Origin of the sequence: Sutterella parvirubra YIT 11816, from assembly GCF_000250875.1 — a bacterium.
Taxonomy (GTDB): Bacteria; Pseudomonadota; Gammaproteobacteria; order Burkholderiales; family Burkholderiaceae_F; genus Sutterella; species Sutterella parvirubra.
In genome coordinates, this window is the sequence record NZ_JH604916.1 from 1,086 (window position 1) to 19,521 (window position 18,436).

15 protein-coding genes and 1 pseudogene are annotated in these 18,436 nt (G+C 65.6%); 11 read left to right on the forward strand and 5 right to left on the reverse strand.

Going from position 1 to position 18,436, the window contains the following annotated elements:
• From HMPREF9440_RS11845 to HMPREF9440_RS03060, 3 genes are all read right to left on the reverse strand, one after another.
• On the reverse strand, positions 1 to 484 hold a 484-nt coding region (locus tag HMPREF9440_RS11845; protein WP_008541400.1), incomplete at its 3' end, for an FAD-dependent oxidoreductase.
• Complete coding sequence (locus tag HMPREF9440_RS03055) at positions 481 to 1,119, reverse strand: response regulator transcription factor (protein ID WP_008541402.1); 639 nt, start codon at positions 1,117 to 1,119, stop codon at positions 481 to 483. The genes HMPREF9440_RS11845 and HMPREF9440_RS03055, both read right to left, overlap by 4 nt.
• Positions 1,116 to 2,936 (reverse strand): sensor histidine kinase, encoded by a 1,821-nt coding sequence (locus HMPREF9440_RS03060; protein WP_172634272.1) that lies wholly within the window; start codon positions 2,934 to 2,936, stop codon positions 1,116 to 1,118. The genes HMPREF9440_RS03055 and HMPREF9440_RS03060 overlap by 4 nt, the downstream gene beginning before the upstream one ends.
• A gap of 316 nt (positions 2,937 to 3,252) precedes the next feature.
• Between HMPREF9440_RS03060 and aroD the strand changes: the two genes are divergently transcribed.
• Positions 3,253 to 4,119, forward strand: coding sequence for a type I 3-dehydroquinate dehydratase (aroD, locus tag HMPREF9440_RS03065; RefSeq protein ID WP_040763360.1), 867 nt, complete (start codon positions 3,253 to 3,255; stop codon positions 4,117 to 4,119).
• 79 nt (positions 4,120 to 4,198) lie between these two features.
• Here aroD and HMPREF9440_RS03070 read toward each other — a convergent pair whose 3' ends face one another.
• Positions 4,199 to 5,845 carry a sigma-54 interaction domain-containing protein gene (locus tag HMPREF9440_RS03070; protein ID WP_008541407.1) on the reverse strand — a complete coding sequence of 549 codons (1,647 nt, stop codon included), beginning with the start codon at positions 5,843 to 5,845 and terminating at the stop codon, positions 4,199 to 4,201.
• A 407-nt stretch (positions 5,846 to 6,252) separates the two neighbouring features.
• Between HMPREF9440_RS03070 and HMPREF9440_RS03075 the strand changes: the two genes are divergently transcribed.
• The 6 genes and pseudogenes from HMPREF9440_RS03075 (at position 6,253) to HMPREF9440_RS03095 (ending at position 11,897) form a co-directional block, all read left to right on the forward strand.
• Positions 6,253 to 7,773 carry a flavocytochrome c gene (locus HMPREF9440_RS03075; protein WP_008541410.1) on the forward strand — a complete coding sequence of 507 codons (1,521 nt, stop codon included), beginning with the start codon at positions 6,253 to 6,255 and terminating at the stop codon, positions 7,771 to 7,773.
• 68 nt (positions 7,774 to 7,841) lie between these two features.
• The gene (locus HMPREF9440_RS03080; protein ID WP_008541411.1) at positions 7,842 to 8,219 is read left to right on the forward strand and encodes a cytochrome c3 family protein; all 378 of its coding nucleotides are present in this window, start codon (positions 7,842 to 7,844) and stop codon (positions 8,217 to 8,219) included.
• A 352-nt stretch (positions 8,220 to 8,571) separates the two neighbouring features.
• A complete protein-coding gene (locus HMPREF9440_RS12330; RefSeq protein ID WP_008541413.1) occupies positions 8,572 to 8,820 on the forward strand; it encodes an aromatic amino acid lyase in 249 nt (82 codons plus the stop codon).
• 47 nt (positions 8,821 to 8,867) lie between these two features.
• Positions 8,868 to 10,229 (forward strand): annotated as a pseudogene (locus HMPREF9440_RS03085) (HAL/PAL/TAL family ammonia-lyase).
• A 224-nt stretch (positions 10,230 to 10,453) separates the two neighbouring features.
• Positions 10,454 to 11,722, forward strand: a complete 1,269-nt coding sequence (locus HMPREF9440_RS03090; protein WP_008541416.1) for a Zn-dependent hydrolase — start codon at positions 10,454 to 10,456, stop codon at positions 11,720 to 11,722.
• Entirely contained in the window at positions 11,715 to 11,897 is a 183-nt protein-coding gene (locus HMPREF9440_RS03095) for a hypothetical protein (protein ID WP_008541417.1), read from the forward strand. Before HMPREF9440_RS03090 ends, HMPREF9440_RS03095 begins: the two co-directional genes overlap by 8 nt.
• Positions 11,898 to 12,049: 152 nt before the next feature.
• Here the strand turns inward: HMPREF9440_RS03095 and HMPREF9440_RS11135 are convergent, their stop codons facing one another.
• Entirely contained in the window at positions 12,050 to 13,402 is a 1,353-nt protein-coding gene (locus tag HMPREF9440_RS11135; RefSeq protein ID WP_008541418.1) for a nucleotide pyrophosphohydrolase, read from the reverse strand.
• Positions 13,403 to 13,491: 89 nt separating this feature from the next.
• Between HMPREF9440_RS11135 and HMPREF9440_RS03105 the strand changes: the two genes are divergently transcribed.
• The 4 genes from HMPREF9440_RS03105 to HMPREF9440_RS03120 all read left to right on the forward strand — a co-directional run bounded on the left by HMPREF9440_RS03105 (position 13,492) and on the right by HMPREF9440_RS03120 (position 17,955).
• A complete protein-coding gene (locus tag HMPREF9440_RS03105; protein ID WP_008541420.1) occupies positions 13,492 to 14,343 on the forward strand; it encodes an endonuclease in 852 nt (283 codons plus the stop codon).
• Positions 14,344 to 14,609: 266 nt separating this feature from the next.
• On the forward strand, positions 14,610 to 15,068 hold the full coding sequence (locus HMPREF9440_RS03110; RefSeq protein ID WP_008541422.1) for a hypothetical protein: 459 nt from the start codon (positions 14,610 to 14,612) through the stop codon (positions 15,066 to 15,068).
• The gene (locus tag HMPREF9440_RS03115) at positions 15,068 to 16,402 is read left to right on the forward strand and encodes a YdgA family protein (RefSeq protein WP_008541423.1); all 1,335 of its coding nucleotides are present in this window, start codon (positions 15,068 to 15,070) and stop codon (positions 16,400 to 16,402) included. The genes HMPREF9440_RS03110 and HMPREF9440_RS03115 overlap by 1 nt, the downstream gene beginning before the upstream one ends.
• 224 nt (positions 16,403 to 16,626) lie before the next feature.
• The gene (locus HMPREF9440_RS03120) at positions 16,627 to 17,955 is read left to right on the forward strand and encodes an amidohydrolase (RefSeq protein WP_148516311.1); all 1,329 of its coding nucleotides are present in this window, start codon (positions 16,627 to 16,629) and stop codon (positions 17,953 to 17,955) included.
• Positions 17,956 to 18,436 lie beyond the last annotated feature (481 nt).

An 18,436-nucleotide genomic window follows, 5' to 3' on the forward strand; every position in this document is an offset into this window, starting at 1 on the left:
CCAGAATGTAGTTGCGGCCGGACGCTTCGCCTGGAATCGCGTAGGCGCGGGGACGCAGTCCCGAGGACGCCTGAAAGACGCCGCCCAAGCGGATGCCTGTGCGCTCCAGGAGGTTGAGCGCTTCGTGCGAGTGTTCCGCAATGGTTTCGAGAACGGGTCGGTTACCGCAGGCTTCACCGACGCGCCAGGCATCCTCGACGAAGAGATCCACCGAATCCTGTATCCCCGCGGCGCGCGTCCGGTGAGGGGCGACCGCCGCGATGGAGCCGCTCGAGTAAAGCGAGTGCCCGCCCAAAAGCATGCCCTTTTCAAGGAGCAGAACGCGCCGCCCGGCTTCCGCCCCGGCAATTGCGGCGGAGAGTCCGGCGAGGCCTGAGCCGATGACGGTCAGGTCCCACGAGCGGGATTCGGCGCGTGCGGTCAGGGCGTTCAAGAGCGCAAGGCCCGCGCCCCAACGGAAGACGGTGCGGCGTGAGGCGGTCATGCGTTTCCCCTCCGGATGCTCTCGGGGAGCTCTTCAAACCACTGGAAGGCTTCGAGCGCCGTGTGGGCGTCGATCTTCGCGAAGGCGTTGGCGCGGTGCATCTTGACGGTCATCGGGCTCAAGCCCATGCGCATGGCGATCTCCTTCACCTGCAGGCCCCGGACGGAGTGGCGGAGCACTTCGCGCTCGCGGGGCGTGAGCGATTCGTAGGTTTTGATGATCCGCGCGTCCGCCGCTTCGTGGACCGCGAGCTCGGAGGACTTCTCGCAGGCGCGGCGGACGGCCTCCAAAAGCTCTTCGGGGTTCGACGACTTTTCGATGAAATCGAAGGCGCCCGCCTTCAGGGTGTGGACCGCCGTCTTCACGTCGCCGTGCCCGGTGAGGATGATGATGGGAAGGCGGCTTCCCCGGTCGATGAGCGCCTGTTGGATTTCCAATCCCGACATGCCGGGCATGCGAATGTCGAGCAGGATGCAGCCCGGCCGCGAGAGGTCGTCGGCCGCGATGAATTCGGCGCCGCCCGGATAGACCGCCACCTCGTAACCCTCGAGTTCGAGCAGGAGCTGATGGCTCTCCCGAAAGGCGGCGTCATCGTCGATGAGGCGGACAAGCGGAGGAAGAGGAAGGGCGTTCATGCTTGCTCCTCGTGTTGAGCGGATGAGGGACGGGCGGCTTGCGGAAAGCGGACTACCACGCGCAGACCGCCTTTGGGCCGTGCTTCGAACGTGATGGCGGCCGCATGGCTTTCCGCAATGGCGCGGCAGATCGAGAGCCCGAGACCGAGCCCTTCGGAAGGTTGGGCGGACGCCTCTCTGGGTGAACCGACCGGGTTGCGGAGCGCCTCCAACGTCTCGTCAGAGAGGTGCTTTCCTTCGTTCTCGACCAGAAGGACGGCGCCGCCGTCCTGCGTCTGCGCGCAGGTGATTCGGATGGCGTCCTGTGGCAGGAGCCCGTCCCGAAGGACGGCGTGCGAGGCGTTTCGCAGGAGGTTGAGCATCAGGAGCTCAAGTTCGAGCGCGTCGCCGACGACGGTGATGGGGTCGGCTGCGGTCTTTTCCTCCCGGATCATGTTGCCCCGGACGGCAGGCGCTTCCACGATGAAGGCACGGATGGTGCGTCGACGGATGTCCAAGAGGTTGCAGGGCGTGTGGGCGGCTTCGGTGCGGGCGTGATCGCGCACGCGTTGGATGATGCCCGCAATGCGCGAAGCTTCCCGGTCGATGCCTTCAAGGGCGCGGGTGATGGAGGCGTTCCCCGATTCCGCGCTTCGGGCGAGGAAGCGCTTCAGGGCGCCGGCATAGGCGCGGATCGTGCCGACCGGCGTGTTCACTTCGTGGGCGATCATGCCGGAGAGCTGTTCGACGATCGTGCGGCGTTCAAAGCCCGCCAGGCGCAGGCGCGCGGATTCAGCCTCCTGACGGAGCGCCTCGGCTTCGCGCTGCGAGGCGAGCCACGAGGCCGTCCGCTCGCGAATGATCCGTCGCAGACGGAATTCGTTGAGCACGAGCAGAAGGAGGATCCCGAGGACGGCGAGAATCGGCGTCCTGTAGCGCTCGAAGAGCGCCGAAGGGCTCATGTCCCGCAGGTATCGGTAGGGGCCTTCGCGAAGCGTCCGGAAGAGTGCGTCGACCTGCTGTTCCGACACGTTCGTGAGCCACTCGCACTGGCTGAAGCCGCTCGTATGGTCTTCGTCGCTGAGGAGCGCCACCGTGACCTGACGCACGGCCCGCTCCGGCGCGCCCGGCATGGCGAGAAGGCTGATGTCGGGGTAGAGCGCCGTCGAGTGCGCACAGACCTGGGGCGTCCCTTCAGGGTGCGCTTTCCGGTGAACGACCTCCAAATCCCGGAGGTCGAGAAGACCGTCGGCGGCGAGCGTCTCGATGAGGCAGGCCGGAAGGATCGCGACGTCGACCGTGCGGGCGGCGAGCGCAGCGAGGACGTCCGGGAAGGCGTTGTTCAAAAAGCGCACCTCGGCGAAGAACTTCTCCGGGTCGTAACCCTCCCGTTGGATCTCACCCTCGGCCGCCAGCCAACCGTCGACGGCGTTGGGCATGGCGGTCGCCGCCCGAAGTCCACGAAGGCTTTCGAGGTCGCCCGAAGGACTTCCCCGGAGTCTCACGAACACCGCACCGACGGTTTCTTCGGCCGAGGCATGAATGAGTTTGCGGCGGGTGGCGATCCTGAAGGCGTCCGTCCCGGTTTCGGTCTTGAGTTGCGCGGCGAACCCCGCGGGAGCGAAGAGGAAGTCCGGCCGGTGCGCGGCCAACGCGCCGGGAGCCTCTGCGGTCGGGATCGTCACGGTGCGCAGCCGATGGTTGGGGAGCGCGTTCTGCAGGTGTTCGATCGTCTCCCTCAACGCCATGGCGTCATAGGGGTTGAGCGAGGTGTCGAGGATCCCGATGGTGAGGGGTTCCGGTGCGCCCGCCGCAGGCGCGCAGAAACCCAGGAGCATGCCAAAGCCGAGAGCAAGCATGCGCGCGAAACGGCGTGCGGTCTGGAGGACGTGAGGCGGTCGAAGCATGCGGGATGGGGCTGAGGGAAAAGGGTCGGGTGGTCTTGCGTGAGTATGGCACGGGCGGAGGGCCGTCCGACTACACCCCTCGGGGCGTAGCGGGTGTCTGACCCGGAGTTTGAAAATGCGTGCCAACGGGGAAGGCGTTTCGGCGACCGGATGCCGCCTTCCACTTCATCGACCAAATGACCAAATGACCGTTCGGCCGGTCGTTCCCAAGGTCGGCCGACCTCAGACCACTACGGAGAATTCCACCATGACGCTCAACCGCATTGCGACCGCCATCTGCGCCTCGATCGTTCTTTCTGCCGCCTCCATGTCGAGCTACGCCGCCGACGCCTATGCGCGTCCGATGCCCTCGAACCCGATCGTCGCCGGCCCCACCACGCTCGGTTCGATTCAGCCGGTCGTGACGGTGCCGCTGGTCGCCCAGGCCCGCGACGCGATCCTCAAGGAAGCCGAAACCGTCAAGGCGCTCAATCCCGACATGGTTGAAGTCCGCGCGGACTACTGGGACTGCATCGAAAATCCGGACGAAGCCCTCAAGATGCTCCGCGACATCCGCGGCATCATGAAGGAAACGCCGATCCTGCTCACCGTCCGCATCAAGGCTGAACGCGGCTTCAAGGACGTGTCGGAAAAAGCGAAGTTCGACTTCTACACCGCGGCCGTGAAGGAAAAGCTGCCGAACTTCATCGACGTGGAACTCGCCTACGGCCAGGAAAAGATCCAGGCCTTCAAGAAGACGCTCGAAGGCTCGGGCATCTCGCTCGTCGTCGCCTACCACGACCTCAACGCGACGCCCTCGAAGGAAGAGATCGTCAAGCTGATGGAATCTGAAATCGCCGCAGGCGGCGACGTCGCGAAGATCGTCGTGAAGCCCAACAGCGAAGAAGACGTCCTCACGTTCCTGGGCGGTACGCTCGCCTTCCGCCGCGCCCATCCCGAATTCCCGATCATCGCCTCGGGGAGCGGCGATACCGGCCGCGTGACCCGCCTGATCGGCGGTCTCTTCGGCATCGACCTGACTTTCGCCTCCGGCGTGAAGGGCTCGAACGCCACTCAGATGCCGGTCTCGACGATGCGCATGACGAACGACATCATCTATCCGGCCCAGAAGTAAGAGACTGAGGTCTCACCTTCTCAACGGAGGCTCGCCGCCGGAGGCGGGCCTCCGTTGTTGTGGAGGATTGCTCGTCGCCTCAAACCCTCTCCGCCGACACCGTCCTCCCCACCTTCAGCCCCAGCCGCTCCAGGCGGCTGCGGAGCGTATTGGGGTGCATCCCCGCGCGCGCGGCCGCGCCGTCGGGCCCCGAGATCCGTCCGCGGGTCTCCTTGAGGAGCGCCTCGAAGTAGCGACGCTGCATGGTCTCGAAGTCGCAGGAGACGGAAGCGGCGGGAAGTTCGGGAGCGCCCGAGGGGTCCTCAGCCTTTACCGTGTCGGCGGCCGCATCCCCTGCCGGCAGGACCGCCGTGCGGCCGTCCACTTCCAAAGCCTCGATGAGGCGCTCGCCCTTCAGAAGCGTCCTCGCGACGGCGTTCTTCAGCTGCCGGACGTTCCCGGGCCACGGGTGGGTCTTCGCGATCTCGACCGCGCGGGCCGTGATCTGGGGCTCCTGCGTGATGCCGTAGGAGGCACAGAGCTCGGCCAGGAAACGCCTCACGAGCGGCAGCACGTCCTCGGGGCGCTCGCGCAGAGGCGGAATCGCGATGGGGAGGAGGTTCAAGCGATAGAAGAGGTCAAGGCGGAAGCCTTTCTCCTCCACCTGATGCTCGAGGTCCCGGTTGGTGGCGGCGATGACGCGCACGTCGACGGGGACGTCGACCGTGCCGCCCACGCGGCGGATGGCGTCGTTTTGGAGCGCATGCAGGAGCTTCCCCTGCATGAGAAGCGGAAGTTCGCCGATTTCGTCCAAGAAAAGCGTCCCGCCGTCCGCTTCTTCGAAGAACCCCACGTGCCGGCGCGTGGCCGACGTGAAGGCGCCTTCCTCGTGCCCGAAGAATTCGCTTTCCATGAGGGCCTCCGGAATGGCCGCGCAGTTGACTCGCACGAAGGGCTTCGCGCTTCGCTCCGACATCTCGTGGATGACGTTCGCGAGCACCTCCTTCCCCGTCCCCGATTCGCCCGTGATCAGCACCGTTACCTTGAAGCGCGCGGCCTGGCGGATGCGGTCTTCGAGTTTCGCCATCGAGGGCGTGGCGGCGAGAAGGCGCCTGAGGGGCAGCGCCTTCTCCGACGCCAGCGTCTTCTGGAGCGCGAGGTTCTCGGACTTCAAGGCTTCGAACTTCTCGGCCAACCGCCTCGAGAAGGCGAAGGCGACGTTCAATGCGAAGAGCGTCTTGAAGTGCCCGGGCGCGGCGGAGTGCTCCGGGCGGAAGGCCCGGGGGCGGCGGCTCCAGAAGCAGACGATCCCCATGGGGTGGTCTTCAAGGCGGAGTTTGAGCATGATGAAGCTCCGCATCTCGGGGAAGAGCTTCGGCGCGATCGCCGCGGTGAAGGGGTCGTCGGCCAAGGTGTCCGCAATGACGATCTCGGACGAGCTCGTTTGCCGCAACGGCTCCACCGCCGCCGGGACCGGCACCGTCTCCGACATCATGCGGCCCTCGATCCGGGCATGGCCGCCCGTGCCGCTCCCGTCACGCACCTTGGTCGCGCAGGCGAGAAAGACGATGCGGGCGGGGTCGGAGAGGAAGATGTTGGAGAAGATCCCGTCCGCAGGGTAGGCGTCCCCGAGGGCTTCGAGGGCATGCTCGAACACGGTCGAGAGCGTGAGCGAGGAGGAGAGCGCCGTCATCAGCGCGACGGGGTCGACGGGCGAGGCGGGAGCGGACGGAAGGCGGTCGGTCATGGCGGAGGGGTCGGGAGGGACGGAGGTCGGGGAAGGCGGATTCGGGCCGGACGTCAAGAGATCGTCAAGAGGGCGTCAAGAGAGCATCAAGAGGACGTTGTGGTGACCGTCAAAGGAACGTCGAACACCCCAAGCACTTGGATCTTACCGGCACGAATTGCCGTCATTTTACGAAATCTCGTGAGTGGATTCACGACATGTCGTGAAAACACCTTTCCTTCCACCTCCATCGACCGTCCAAAACTGTCTTCGGGTTTTTCCTTAAGCCAATCTGAAAAAGGCTTAGTTCAAAGGGAGGAGAAGGGAGGAGGGAGAACTTCTCCGCCGCGGTTTTGACGTTTGGCACGGGGGTTGCTTCTACGAGAGGCAAACACCCATTTCCCCAATGTCTTCTAAAGGAGAGAGACATGTCCAACATCGAAACCTCCCGCCGCCGCTTCCTGATCGGCGCCGCCGCGGGCGCCGCGGTCATGGCGGGCGAAGCCGTCGCGGCGAAGCCCGCGGCCGACACGCCGAAATTCGACAAGGTCTACGACATCATCGTCGTGGGTTCCGGCTTTGCGGGCCTCGCGGCCGCGCTCGAGGCCCGCTTGGGCGGCGCCGAAGTGCTCTTGATCGAAAAGATGCCCGCCTTCGGCGGCAACTCCGCCATCAACGGCGGCGCCTTCTCGGTGGCGGGGACGCCGCTTCAAAAGAAGGCCGGGATCAAGGATTCGCCCAAGCAGATGTTGGCCGACATGATCAAGTCGGGCCGCGGGCTCTCCCACGTGCCGCTGCTCAAAATGGTCGTCGATGGGAGCCTTCCCGCGTACGAATTCACGTTGCGCCACGGCGTCAAGTACAAGGACTTCGTGCAGCACTTCGGCGGCCACAGCGTGCCGCGCACGCTCCAGACGGTGGAGTCGACCGGCGGCGGCATCACGCGTCCGCTCACCGAATCCTGCAAGCAGCACGGCGTCGACATGCACCTGCGCGCGAAGATGGAAAAGTTCGTGCGGGATGAATCCGGCCGCGTGATCGGGCTCGAAGTCCGCGAAGGCTACCTCTTCCCGAAAGAAACGTCCGGCGTCATGCAGACCTACGGGGTCAGGAAGGGCGTCATCATGGCGACGGGCGGGTTCTCCCGCAACCTCTGGTTCCGCATGCAGCAGGACCCGAACCTCGACGAGCGTCTCGACTCCACGAACCACCTGGGTGCGACGGGCGAAGGCCTCCTCTCGATGCTCGCGATCGGCGGCGCCCCGGTGCAGATCGACCAGATCCAGTTGGGTCCCTGGTGCTCGCCCGACGAACGCGGCTTCGGTCTCGTCTCGCAGTTCAACACGATCGCCGGGTTCCCGATGGGGATCATGGTCGACGTCCGGAACGGCCGCCGCTTCTGCAATGAATTGGCGGACCGCAAGGAGCGCACCGACGCCATTTTGGGCCTCATGGAAAACGGCAAGCCCGTCTATCCGGTGTGCTTCACCGATTCGAAGGGCGTCGAAAAGGCCCAGACCCTGAAGAACGGCCTCAAGTACGGCGTCATCAAGCAGTTCGACAAGGTCGAAGACCTCGCGAAGGCCTACGGCATCCCGGCGGACGCGCTCGTGAAGCAGGTGGCCGAATGGAACGAGATGGTCGAAAAGAAGGATGACACGGCCTTCCACCGCGCGCTCGACCTCGCGATCAAGTTGGACAAGCCCCCGTTCTACGCCTGCCGCGTCTGGCCGAAGGTCCACTACTGCATGGGCGGCGTCGGGATCACGGCGAAGGCCGAAGTGGTCGACGTCATGGGTAAGGTCATGCCCGGGCTCTACGCCTGCGGCGAAGTCACCGGCGGGACCCACGGCGCGAGTCGTCTTGGCGGGTGCGCGATCGCGGACGGCCTCGTCATGGGCCGCGTCGCGGCGGATTCCGCCCTCAAGGCCGAGGCCGTGAAGCTCTGATCGAGCGTTGGATCGAGCGTTGGATCGAGCTTTTCCCAGACCCAGAAACGAACCAAAGGATTTCCCAAATGACGAAGACTACCATCCTCGCGCTCGCGGGCGCGATCTCGGGCCTCCTCATGGCCGCCCCGGCCGTTTCCGCCGCAGACGCCATGCCCAAAGTGAAGCCCCATCACGAAAAGGTGCTCACCGACTGCGGCACCTGCCACACGAAGGAAAACGCGATCGGCGGCAACGCCTTCGTGGTGCCGAAGGACGAAACCTGCATCGCCTGCCACGGCGACTACAAGGCGTTGGCGAAGAAGACCGAAGGGTTGGACGAACCCAACCCGCACGCGTCGCATCACTACGGCGCGGGCGTCTCCTGCACGGCCTGCCACAAGGAGCACGAAAAGTCCGTGGTGCTCTGCAACGACTGCCACGAGTTCAAGTACACGATCAAATAACTTGAACCGCTGAAGCGGCAACGAACCTCCGTGGAGGAGGACGCCGCCCGGGCGGCCGGCGACGGAGGTCGCCGCCCCGTCCGGGCAGTCTTCCCGGCCTTCCCGGGGTTCCTTCCAGGAGGCGGGCGCGATACGTCGAACACGACCAACACGACGCCGCCCGACACCCTTTCGCGCAGAAGCGGGCGGCCGGCGCTCCCCACCAAAGAGCTCTCCGTCGCCGACCGCCTCCTTCGCGCCTTCTTCCTTCTTCTGCTTTCCCTCGCTTTCCACCGCTTTTCCACCTTACGAAGCGCTCCCGGACGCCCCCGGCCGGTGCCGCCGACACCACCAACCAAAGGACGCCACAACCATGACCACCACCTTGAAGACCACCATCCTCGCCGCCGCGATGCTCGCGGCCGGGAGCCTCTCCGCCGCGACGATCACGCTGGACGGCTCGAACCTCACGATTGAAGACGCTTGGACCATCGCTGAAGGGAAGGCCGACGTCGCGATCGCGCCGGAAGCGCTGAAGAAGCTCGACGAGAGCCACAAGCTCGTCATGGCCTCGGCCGCCAAAGGCCAGGCCGTCTACGGTCTCACCGTGGGCGTGGGTTGAACAAGGACCAGAAGCTCTTTACGGCGGACGGGAAGCTCTCGCCTGAAGTGCTCGAAGCCTCGAAGGCGTTCAATTTGAACGCTCTGCGGTCGCACTCCGCCGGCGTGGGCGAGATGATGCCGGTGAACCTGGCGCGCCTCTCGATGGTGGTGCGCTTGAACACCCTTCTCACCGGCAAGTCGGGCGCGCAGACGCGGGTCGCCGAGCTCTAACGCGACATGTTGAACAAAGGCGTAACGCCCTTGATCCCGTCCGAAGGCTCCGTCGGCGAAGCCGACATCCTGTTGGCGAGCCACGTCGGCGCCGTGAGGATCGGCGAATGGAAGGCGGACGTGAAGGGGAGGATCATGGAAGGCGCCGCGGCCCTTAAGGCGGTCGGCATCGCACCGTTGGTCCCCGAAGGGAAGGACGTCTTGGCGATCCTCTCCAACAACTCGGTCGCCATGGCCTACGCGATCGACGCGGCGAGGAACGCCGCGAAGATCGTTCAGCTGACGCCGACCGTCTACGGGCTCTCCTTGGAAGGCTTGAACGGCAACGTCGCGCCGATCCTCCCGCAGACGATTGGGGCGCGACCCTTTGAGGGGCTGGCCGACACGGCCGCGGACATGCGCGACGTCCTGAAGGGCTCGTACCTTTGGAATGTCGACGCCGCGCGGCCGCTCCAGGACCCGCTCTCCTTCCGCGTGACGGTCTACGGGCTCTCGGAAGCCCGCCGCGCCGTGAAGGACCTGGAGGCGCAGATCCTCGTTCAGATCAACTCGACCGACGACAATCCGGCGACGCTTCTTGACGCCTCGGAAGACTTGAAGGCCGAATCCACCCAGGTCGCGAACTACTTCGTCGAAGGGAACGGCGTCAAGGGCGCGATCATTCCGTCGGGGAACTTCAACCCGCTCCCCGTGGCTTTGGCGCTGCAGCGCACGTCGGTCGCGATGGCGCACCTCTCGCACTACGCGGTGCAGCGCACCGTGCACCTCTCCTACGACCATTTCACGGGGCTGACGCGCTTCCTTTCCGACCCTGAGAACAAAGGCCACGCCTTCGGCGCGATCCAGAAGTCCTTCATGGGGCTTCACGTCGACAACATGGCTCTGGCGCAGCCCGTGAGCCTCTACGGGATGCCGGTCGCGGGCGAGATCGAAGACACCTTCACGAACCTCCTGCAGGCCGCGAAGCGCCTGGCGCAGATCGACGAGAACCTCTTCCAGATCTACTCGGTCGAAACGCTTCACGCCGCGCAGGCGATCGACCTGCGGAAGATGTTGAAGGACCCGAAGTTGACGCAGGCCCCGAAGACCGAGGCCTTCTACAAGGCCTACCGCGGGTTGGTTCCGTACGTGAAGCAGGACCGCATCTTCACGGACGACATCCGGAAGGGTGCGGAGTTCCTCAAGACCTGGAAGTGACCGGGTGAGGACGTGAAGGCGTGAGGGGCGCGTCGGCCCCTCCGTCTCACCTCCGGCAACATACATGACCGCCACGCCTCTCCGGCTTCCAACCGGGGAGGCGTCGTCACATTCGGCACGTTGTTGCGTTGCGCGTCTCCGCATAGGTCGAAGGGCGTATGCCGCCCCGGACCTTTCCGCGCTACGCTTCTTCAATCGACCATTCACTACAACGAGGCCCCACCATGACCGCTCTTTCCGACTTCCAGAACCGCCACCGCGACTACGCTGAGGGGATCTTCGCCGAGATCCGCGCGATGTCCGCCTCCGCCGCCCCCGGGCGCGGCGTGACGCGCTTCGGCTTTACGCCCAAAGAAACGGAGGTGATGGAGCGCCTCGAAACCTACGGGCGCGAGCTGGGTCTTGAAATCACGCATGACCCGGCCGGGAACACCTGGATGACGATGCCGGGCTCGGACCGCACGAAGCCCGCCTTCATGACGGGTAGCCACGCCGACAGCGTCTACGACGCGGGGAATTTCGACGGGCTCGCCGGGATCGTCGCGGGCCTCGTGGCCGTGCGCGAGATGCGCCAAAAGGGCGTGACGCCTTCGCGAGACGTCGTGGTGACGCTGCTTCGCTGCGAAGAGCAGGGGCTCATCGGCTCCAAAGCCATGATGGGGAAGATCACCCCGGCGGAACTCACCGCCCGGTGGCGTCCCGACATGCCGACCCTTGAAGAGCTCATGCGCGAAGCGGGCGTGGACCCGAAGACGGTTTCGTCCGGCAAGCCCGTCGTCGACTGCGCAAAGATCGGCGCCTACGTGGAACTCCACATCGAGCAGGGGCTGAGGCTCAACCTCCCTGAGAATCCCCGCGTCGGGCTCGTGACGGGCATCCGCGGGATCATCTTCCAGCGCACCGTCAAGGTGATGGGCGCGCCCGGGCACGCGGGCGCGATCGACTACGCCTTCCGTCACGACGCCCTGGCCGCGACGGTGAAGCTCATCGACCGGATGAACGCCCGCTGGGCGGAGCGCGTCGCCGCCGGGGACGACTTGGTCTTCACGGTCGGGATGCTCAACACGCTCCCCAACGCCACCTTCAACAAGATTCCGGAAGAAGTCACGTTCTCCTTCGACCTCCGCACGCTCTCGATCGACGTGCGCGATGCCTTCTACGCCGAGATGACCGCGGAAGCGGAGAGGATCGGCAAGGTCCACGGGGTGACCTTCGAATTCGGGATGCCCGGTTACATGACCCCCTGCGTCTCGGACCCGGACCTCATGCGCAAACTCCACCGTGCGGCCGAGAAGGCGGGCGTGCGCGTTCTGGAGGAACCCTCCGGCGCAGGGCAGGACGCGCAGACCTTCGCGAACGAGAAGATCCCCTTTGCGATGATCTTCGTCGCGAACCAGAATGGGTCGCACAACCCGGACGAAGCGATGAGGACCGACGATTTCTTGGAAGGCTGCGCGGTGTTGGCGGGACTCGTGGAGGACTTTGATGCGTGAGGGGGTTGACGGGCTTGACGGTCGGGATCCGGACCCGACGGACGCGCTGAAGACGGAAGAGGAGGTCGATCAGGTTTCTCCGGAGGTCGACGGCGTTGAAGAGGACGACCTTGACGATCTCGACGCGCCCGTGCCCGAGAGTTCCTCGGGCGGGTACATGAATTGGTGGGTGTGAGGTTGCCGCCCGGCGGGTGAGCCGGGACCCTCGAAGCCAAAAAGCAGAGAGGGACGGTCATGAACGGCCGTCCCTCGCTTTTTCAGAGACTCACCCGTGTTGGAATTCGGGTCTGCGGGTGTCAGGTTGTTCGAGTGTCCGGGGGAACGGGCTCACCACCCCCGCCGGAACGCCTCCGCCAAAGCCTCCAACAACCGCCGCACCCGTCCCGATGCGGCCGCGCGGGCGAAGAACCCGGAATCATCCCGCTCGGCGGCGAGAAGTTCGGTGAGCACGCCGCGAAGGGCCTCGGCGTCGAGTTCGGGGAGCCGCGCCCAGGCTTCCTCCAAGGGGTTCCTGATCCCCGCGGCTTCGAGCGCCAACCAGTGGTTCGGGATCCGGAAGGCGGCCAAGCGCCCCCGCAAAGCATTCACGTCCTCCGCGTAGATGAAGAACGTGCCCGCCGGGGAGTCGACTTCTCGCCCTGCGATGGCGGGATCGCGTTCGATGGCGGCGAGGAGCGCCAGATCGTCCGCGAGCGTCGGCGCACCGGCGCCGATGCGGGGTGCTTGTGCTGCCAGAGATTCCTGGGTTGCGGGATGCGCTTCAGGAACCTGACTTCCGGAGTGACCGTTCACCTCCGGAACTTCGGTCGCCTGAGCTGCCGACATCACCGCCGTCCCCGCTTCCCGCACGATCACCTCCAACGCGCGCGGCACTTCGCCCGACTTCACGGCTTCCAGAAAGGCCCCGTCCGAGCGCCGCTCGGTCTCGACCGCGGCGCGCAGCTGCGCGAGGGCCGCCCGCGCGTCCGCCGGATCCGCCCGGCGGGCATCCAGCGAAGCGGCCGCCACGCCCGCGGCCTGCGCGTCGGCTTCGACCTGCTTCCAAAGCGCGACGGTCTCGGGCGCATAGACCGCGAACATCATCCTGTTCGCCGAAACCGCCTTCCAACCGCCCGCGGCGTCGGGACCTTCGGTTTCGAGCTTCATCAGGAGCGCCCGGTAGGGCGCGGCGTCCGCAATGAGGGGCTTCGCGTCCTCCGCACCGGTCGAAGAGCCCTCCGCACCGGCGCCGCACCGGGCACGGTCCTCCGTCCGGAGCCGCTCCGCCACGTCCCGGGCGGCTTCGCCCAGGTCTTCGTCCCGGAAGGCTTCCACGGGATAGCGCCGAACGTTCTTCGCCATCTTGCGGGCGACGGCGTCGTTCAAATCGAGCCCCAAGCGGTCGGCCAAAAGCACCGCGTAGATGAGGACGTCGGCGAGTTCCTCGGCCTGTCCCGACTTCTTCGTCTCGACGCGCAGGTCCGTGCCGCTCCACATGAATTCGTTCAGGAGTTCGGAAGCCTCAACCGAGAGCGCGATCGCGAGGTCCTTGGGCTCATGAAAGCGCGCCCAGTGCCGGTCGTCGCGGAAGGCGAGGATCGAGCGGACGGTCTCGGGCGAGAGCCCGGCGAGCGTGGGAGAGGCGGACGAATCGGACGGGATGGAAGAGGGAGCGTTGGAAGACGTGTCGTGCGGGCGCAAGGCGGTACCTCTCGGGATGCGGGCGAATTGAGGATGGATGCCGGATAATTGCGGTCATTCTGCCACAGCGAATCCGAGGAGCCTTTCCGATGCCCGACCGCCAGACCGCATTCCCTTCCAAGCCCCGCACCCAAGTCGTCCGCATGGGCTTCTCCATGGGCTTTACCGCGCTTCTCTCGGCGTTGGCGCTGGGGACGGCGGGTCTCGCCGCCGCGGCGGCTCCTCAAACCGCCCAGGCCACCCAGGTCGCTCAAACGTATAAGGGCAACACCACGAACGACAGCTTCAATCAGGCGAAGAAAATGTTGGAGCGCCAGGTCTACCCCGACCACCGCGTGACCTTCTACTGCCGTGCGCCGTTCGACGCGAAGAAGCAGATCACGCTCCCCGAAGGCTTCACGACGCCGAAGCACGAAAAGCGCGCCCACAGGATCGAATGGGAGCACGTCGTCCCGGCGGAAAACTTCGGCCGCGCGTTCGTCGAGTGGCGTGAGGGCGCGTCGGTGTGCGTCGACAGCAAGGGGAAAGCCTTCAAGGGCCGCCGCTGCGCCGAAAAGGCGAATGAGGAATTCCGCCTCATGCAGGCCGACATGCACAACCTCTTCCCCGCAATCGGGGCGGTGAACGCGATCCGAAGCAACATCCGCTTCGGCGTCCTTCCGGGCGTTCCCAACACCTTCGGGACCTGCGCCATGAAGGTCGCGGACGGGCGCGTCGAGCCCCCGGAATATGCCCGCGGGACGATCGCGCGCACGGCGAAGTACATGGCGTTGGTCTATCCGAAGTACCGCCTCTCGCGCCAGGAAACCCAACTCTTCGACGCCTGGGACAAGCAGTACCCGGTCGACGCCTGGGAGTGCGAGCGCGAGCGCCGCATCGCGAAGCTCCAGGGGAACGCGAACCCCGTGACGCGGGAAGCGTGCCGCAAGGCGGGGCTCTGAGGGCCGGACTCGGATCCCTGCGGCCACCGAACCCATACCATCGGCCGTATCGACGGAACCTATCGTCAGGACGCTCGGGATCGAATCCGGCCGCGCCCGCGGGATGCGCCTGATCCCGGCGGGTTTTTACGCGAACGCCTCCGGAGAAGCCCTCCAAGGAGGCAACAAGTTCTCACACTCTTCTCTACGGGTCAAACCGAAGCTGAGGATGCGGGGAGAAGGCCCGCGGGCATAATGGACCCCGTGAAATTTAACCAGGTTCCGCCATGACGAATCAGCTTCCCCGCGCACTTCTTGCCGACATTCAGGCCGCACTCGCGGCCGGCGACCTCGCCGGCGCGACGGTGCTTCTGGGCCCCGACGACGATGAGTGCGTGTCCGCCGCCACCGCGTTCTACCGCGCGGTGCTGGCCGACCGGACGGGCGAAGCCGAAAAGGCGCTCGAATGGCTCGCGACCGCGCGCCGCATCGTCGAGAGCCGCTTCTGGGAACCCACCCCTGCGGCGGATGCGCTCTACCGGAAGGCTTTGGGGCTTCTGCCTCCGCCCGGGACGCCGTTCTCGCCCGCGCTCGAAGCCGTCATGCCGATGTTGGTGAGGGTCTACGTGATCCGCTACGCCGCGTTGATCGCGTGGCGCATGGGTGAAGAAGCCGCCGCGCGCGAGCAGCTGGCCGACCTGATCCCTGCGGCGCGCAGGGGCGTCATACCCGGGGAGGCGCCGTGATGAGGGCACGCTACTGGATGCTCGTCTCGGCGGCGCTCATCTTCACCGCGTTCGAATCGGGCTTTTTGATCTATCAGCGCACCGTTCAGGAGCAGTTCCTGGAGCGCCTCACCGACCCGGGCGCGGTTTCCGACAGCGTGATCATCACGGTCGAGCCGATCGACTCGGGCGTCTTCTCGCGGCGCGACCGCGTGACGGTGCGCGTGGGCTCGTCGATCTACGGCGACGCGAAGGAAGCGCCGCTTTCGCTTCAGATGGACGTGGAGGCCGACTACGGGCTGCTCGGCCTCTCGGGGCGCATCAAGCCCTTGGCGAACACGCGGTCGGTCACGGACATTCTCGACATGATCGAGGGGGACCGCCCGGACCTTGACATCCGCTACGGCGTCGACGGCTTCTCGAAGGACCTGATTCTTGAGGCGACGATCTCGCCCTTCAACGTGCGCTTCGTCGAGGAGAATCCCCTCATTCAGACCGTCTGGCGCGCGGGCGCGGACGACCCCGTGCACTGGAGGGTGAGGCTCACGCCCCAGGGCTACGGCACGTCGGAGCTCTCCGCCAAGAACGCCCGGATCGTCTTCGACGACGGCATCGGGGGCGAAATGGTCGCAAAGACCGAAGGCTTCCGGGTGCGGCACGATCTGAGAAGGAGCATGCACAACCCGAACAACCGGGAGTGGTTCATCGAAAAGGCGACGTCGGTTTCCGACAAACAGACCCTGACGGTGCACGACCACCGCGGGGCGTTGGAACTCGTGTTGCGCCACCTCTCCACCGAGGCCGAACGCCGCCGCGCGGGCGAAGGCACCCTGGACGGCGACTACGGGTTCGACGCGAAGACCTTCACGCTCTCGCTCAAGCCCGAAGGGCGCGAGGCCCAGGCGATCGAAGGGGAGAAGCTGCGGCTTCGCACCCACGGCGACAACGTGCCCTTGGAGCTTTTTGAACCCATGGACGAGGTGGACCTCGAGGCCCTCTTGAAGAAGGCCGAATCGGTGCGCTTCAGACTGGACGAACTCTCCTTCAGGACGGCGGGCCTTCCCGCCATGATGAAGGGGCACCTCACCGCCCACTGGGGGCACCACGAGGAGCGCCGCGAAGCGTGCCTCGAATTCCCGGACGAAGGCTTCAACGTGGGCTGGAGCCTCGAAGTCGAGCTTCCCGATGCGCTCCTCTCCGCCGTGCGCGCCCTGGCGGGCGGCCGCGTAAGGGGGTTCGATCCCGCGGACTTCATGGTTGCGAAGGAACTCCACGGGGCCCCGTACCACACGCTCGACTTCCGGGGCGACCTGAAGCGCGGGGCGGAACTGAACGGGATGCCGGCCGGTTTCTGAAGGCCGCACCAAAAAGAATCAAAAGGTCCAAAAAGATGACCGAAGGAGGGCGAATACCGGCGTAGTGTTCGCCCTCCGTAGTTTCCATGCCGTGCGGGATTTCCCAAGGCGCTACAATGCCCGTGGCAGGGCGGATGCCGTATGGGGAGGTTCCCCAGGGCGTCCGCATCTTCTTGCCCGGCTTTCCACGCAGCCCGTTTCCCACAACTCTCCCGGATCCCGACATGACCACCGACACCCGCCAGCGTCTCAATCTCCCCGCAGGTTGGACGGACCCTTCGAGTCTTCAGCACCTGCAGGCGATGCGGCGGCATGCGCACCGTTTCCCGGAAGCGGGTTGGTGCGAATTCCGCACGGCCGCGCACTGGGGCGCGTTCTTCGAGTCGATCGGGTTCAAGGTGAAGGCCGGGCACGAGGTGATCCGCCCCGAGTACGTCCGCGGGCGCGACGCCGAACTCGCGAAGGCCGCTCTGAAGCGCGCCATGACGCAGGGGGTCTCGAAGGATCTTCTGAAGGCGATGGAGGGCTACCCGGCGTTGACGGCCGAGTGGGACACGGGGCGCCCGGGGAAGACCGTCGCGATCCGCGTGGAACTGGACGCGCTCGCCATTGAAGAGCCCGACGACCCCGAACACATCCCTGCGCGGGAGGACTTCCTCTCGAAGCACCACGGCTTCATGCACGCGTGCGGGCACGACGGGCACCAGGCGGTGGCGGCGGAGTTGGGGCGCTTCATCGTGGAGAACAAGGCTCACCTCTCGGGGCGCGTGCGGTTCGTCTTTCAGCCCGCGGAAGAAGGCTCCCGCGGGGCCTTCCCGATGGTCCAGGCGGGGATCTTCGACGACGTCGACGTGATTCTGTGCGCCCACATCGGCGTCGACCTGGCGCCGGGCACGGTCGTGGCGGCGCCGGAAAAGTTCCTCTCGACGACGAAGATCGACTTTGAATTCCGCGGGAAACCGTCCCACGCCGGGATGCAGCCGCAGTTGGGCCGCAACGCGCTTTTGGCCGCGGCGAACGCCGCCATCAACATGATGGCGCTCCCGCGCCACGGTGAAGGCATGACGCGCGTCAACGTCGGGACGCTCCACGCCGGCGAAGGCCGCAACGTTGTGCCCTCGCACGCCTCGATGGAAGTGGAGGTCCGAGGCGAAAACGGGCTCATCAACCGCGAACTCGTCCACGAAGCGATCCTGCGCGCCGAAGGCGCCGCGATGAGCTTCGGGGTGGAGTGCCGCCATTCGATCGCGGGCGAGGCGACGGACTTCGTGCCGGACGACTCGATCGCGCAGCTGATCACGGTCTGCGCGCACCGCGCGCGCTACTGCGACAAGGTGATCCCCACGCACCCCTACAACGGGTCCGATGACGTCACGCTCATGATCAAGCGCGTGCAGGAGCGGGGCGGGCGCGCCGGGTACTTCATGGTCGGGGCGGCGTTGTCGGAGGACCATTCCCACGCGACGATCGACTTCGACGAGAAGTACCTCCTGACGCTCTACGACACCTACGCGCAGCTTCTCGTTGCGCTGATCGGGAACTGGCGGTCGTAAAGGCCGACTGAACCGGTTGGGAGTCCGAGGGACTCCCGCTCCGGAAGGAATTGTTGAATGAAGTGCGCCCCGCGGTCCGCCGCGGGGCGTCTGACCTTATGGGCCGTCCAAGGGGTACGACTACCACTTCGGGACAGCCGCGCCTCGCACAGAGCCTCTACGGCTTCTCCGCTTTCCTTGTCCGAGAGGCCTTCACGACCTATTCGGAAAGTCGGAACGCAACCCGGTCCCGAAAATGCGCCTACGCCTTTAGTCGTAAGAATCAGGAAATCTTGAGGGCGTATAACACCGGGAAAAGCGCCTCACGAAGCGCAACCTGAGACCACAGAACAGAGAAAGCAAGGATCGAGAAAAATGATCAAGACTTCGATTGCGACCGCTCTCGCCCTGGCGCTTGCCGCGGGCTCCGCCATGGCGGAATTCAAGGACTTCACGGTGAACGGCGAGCTCGTCACCAAGGCCGAACAGGAAAAGTTGGCCG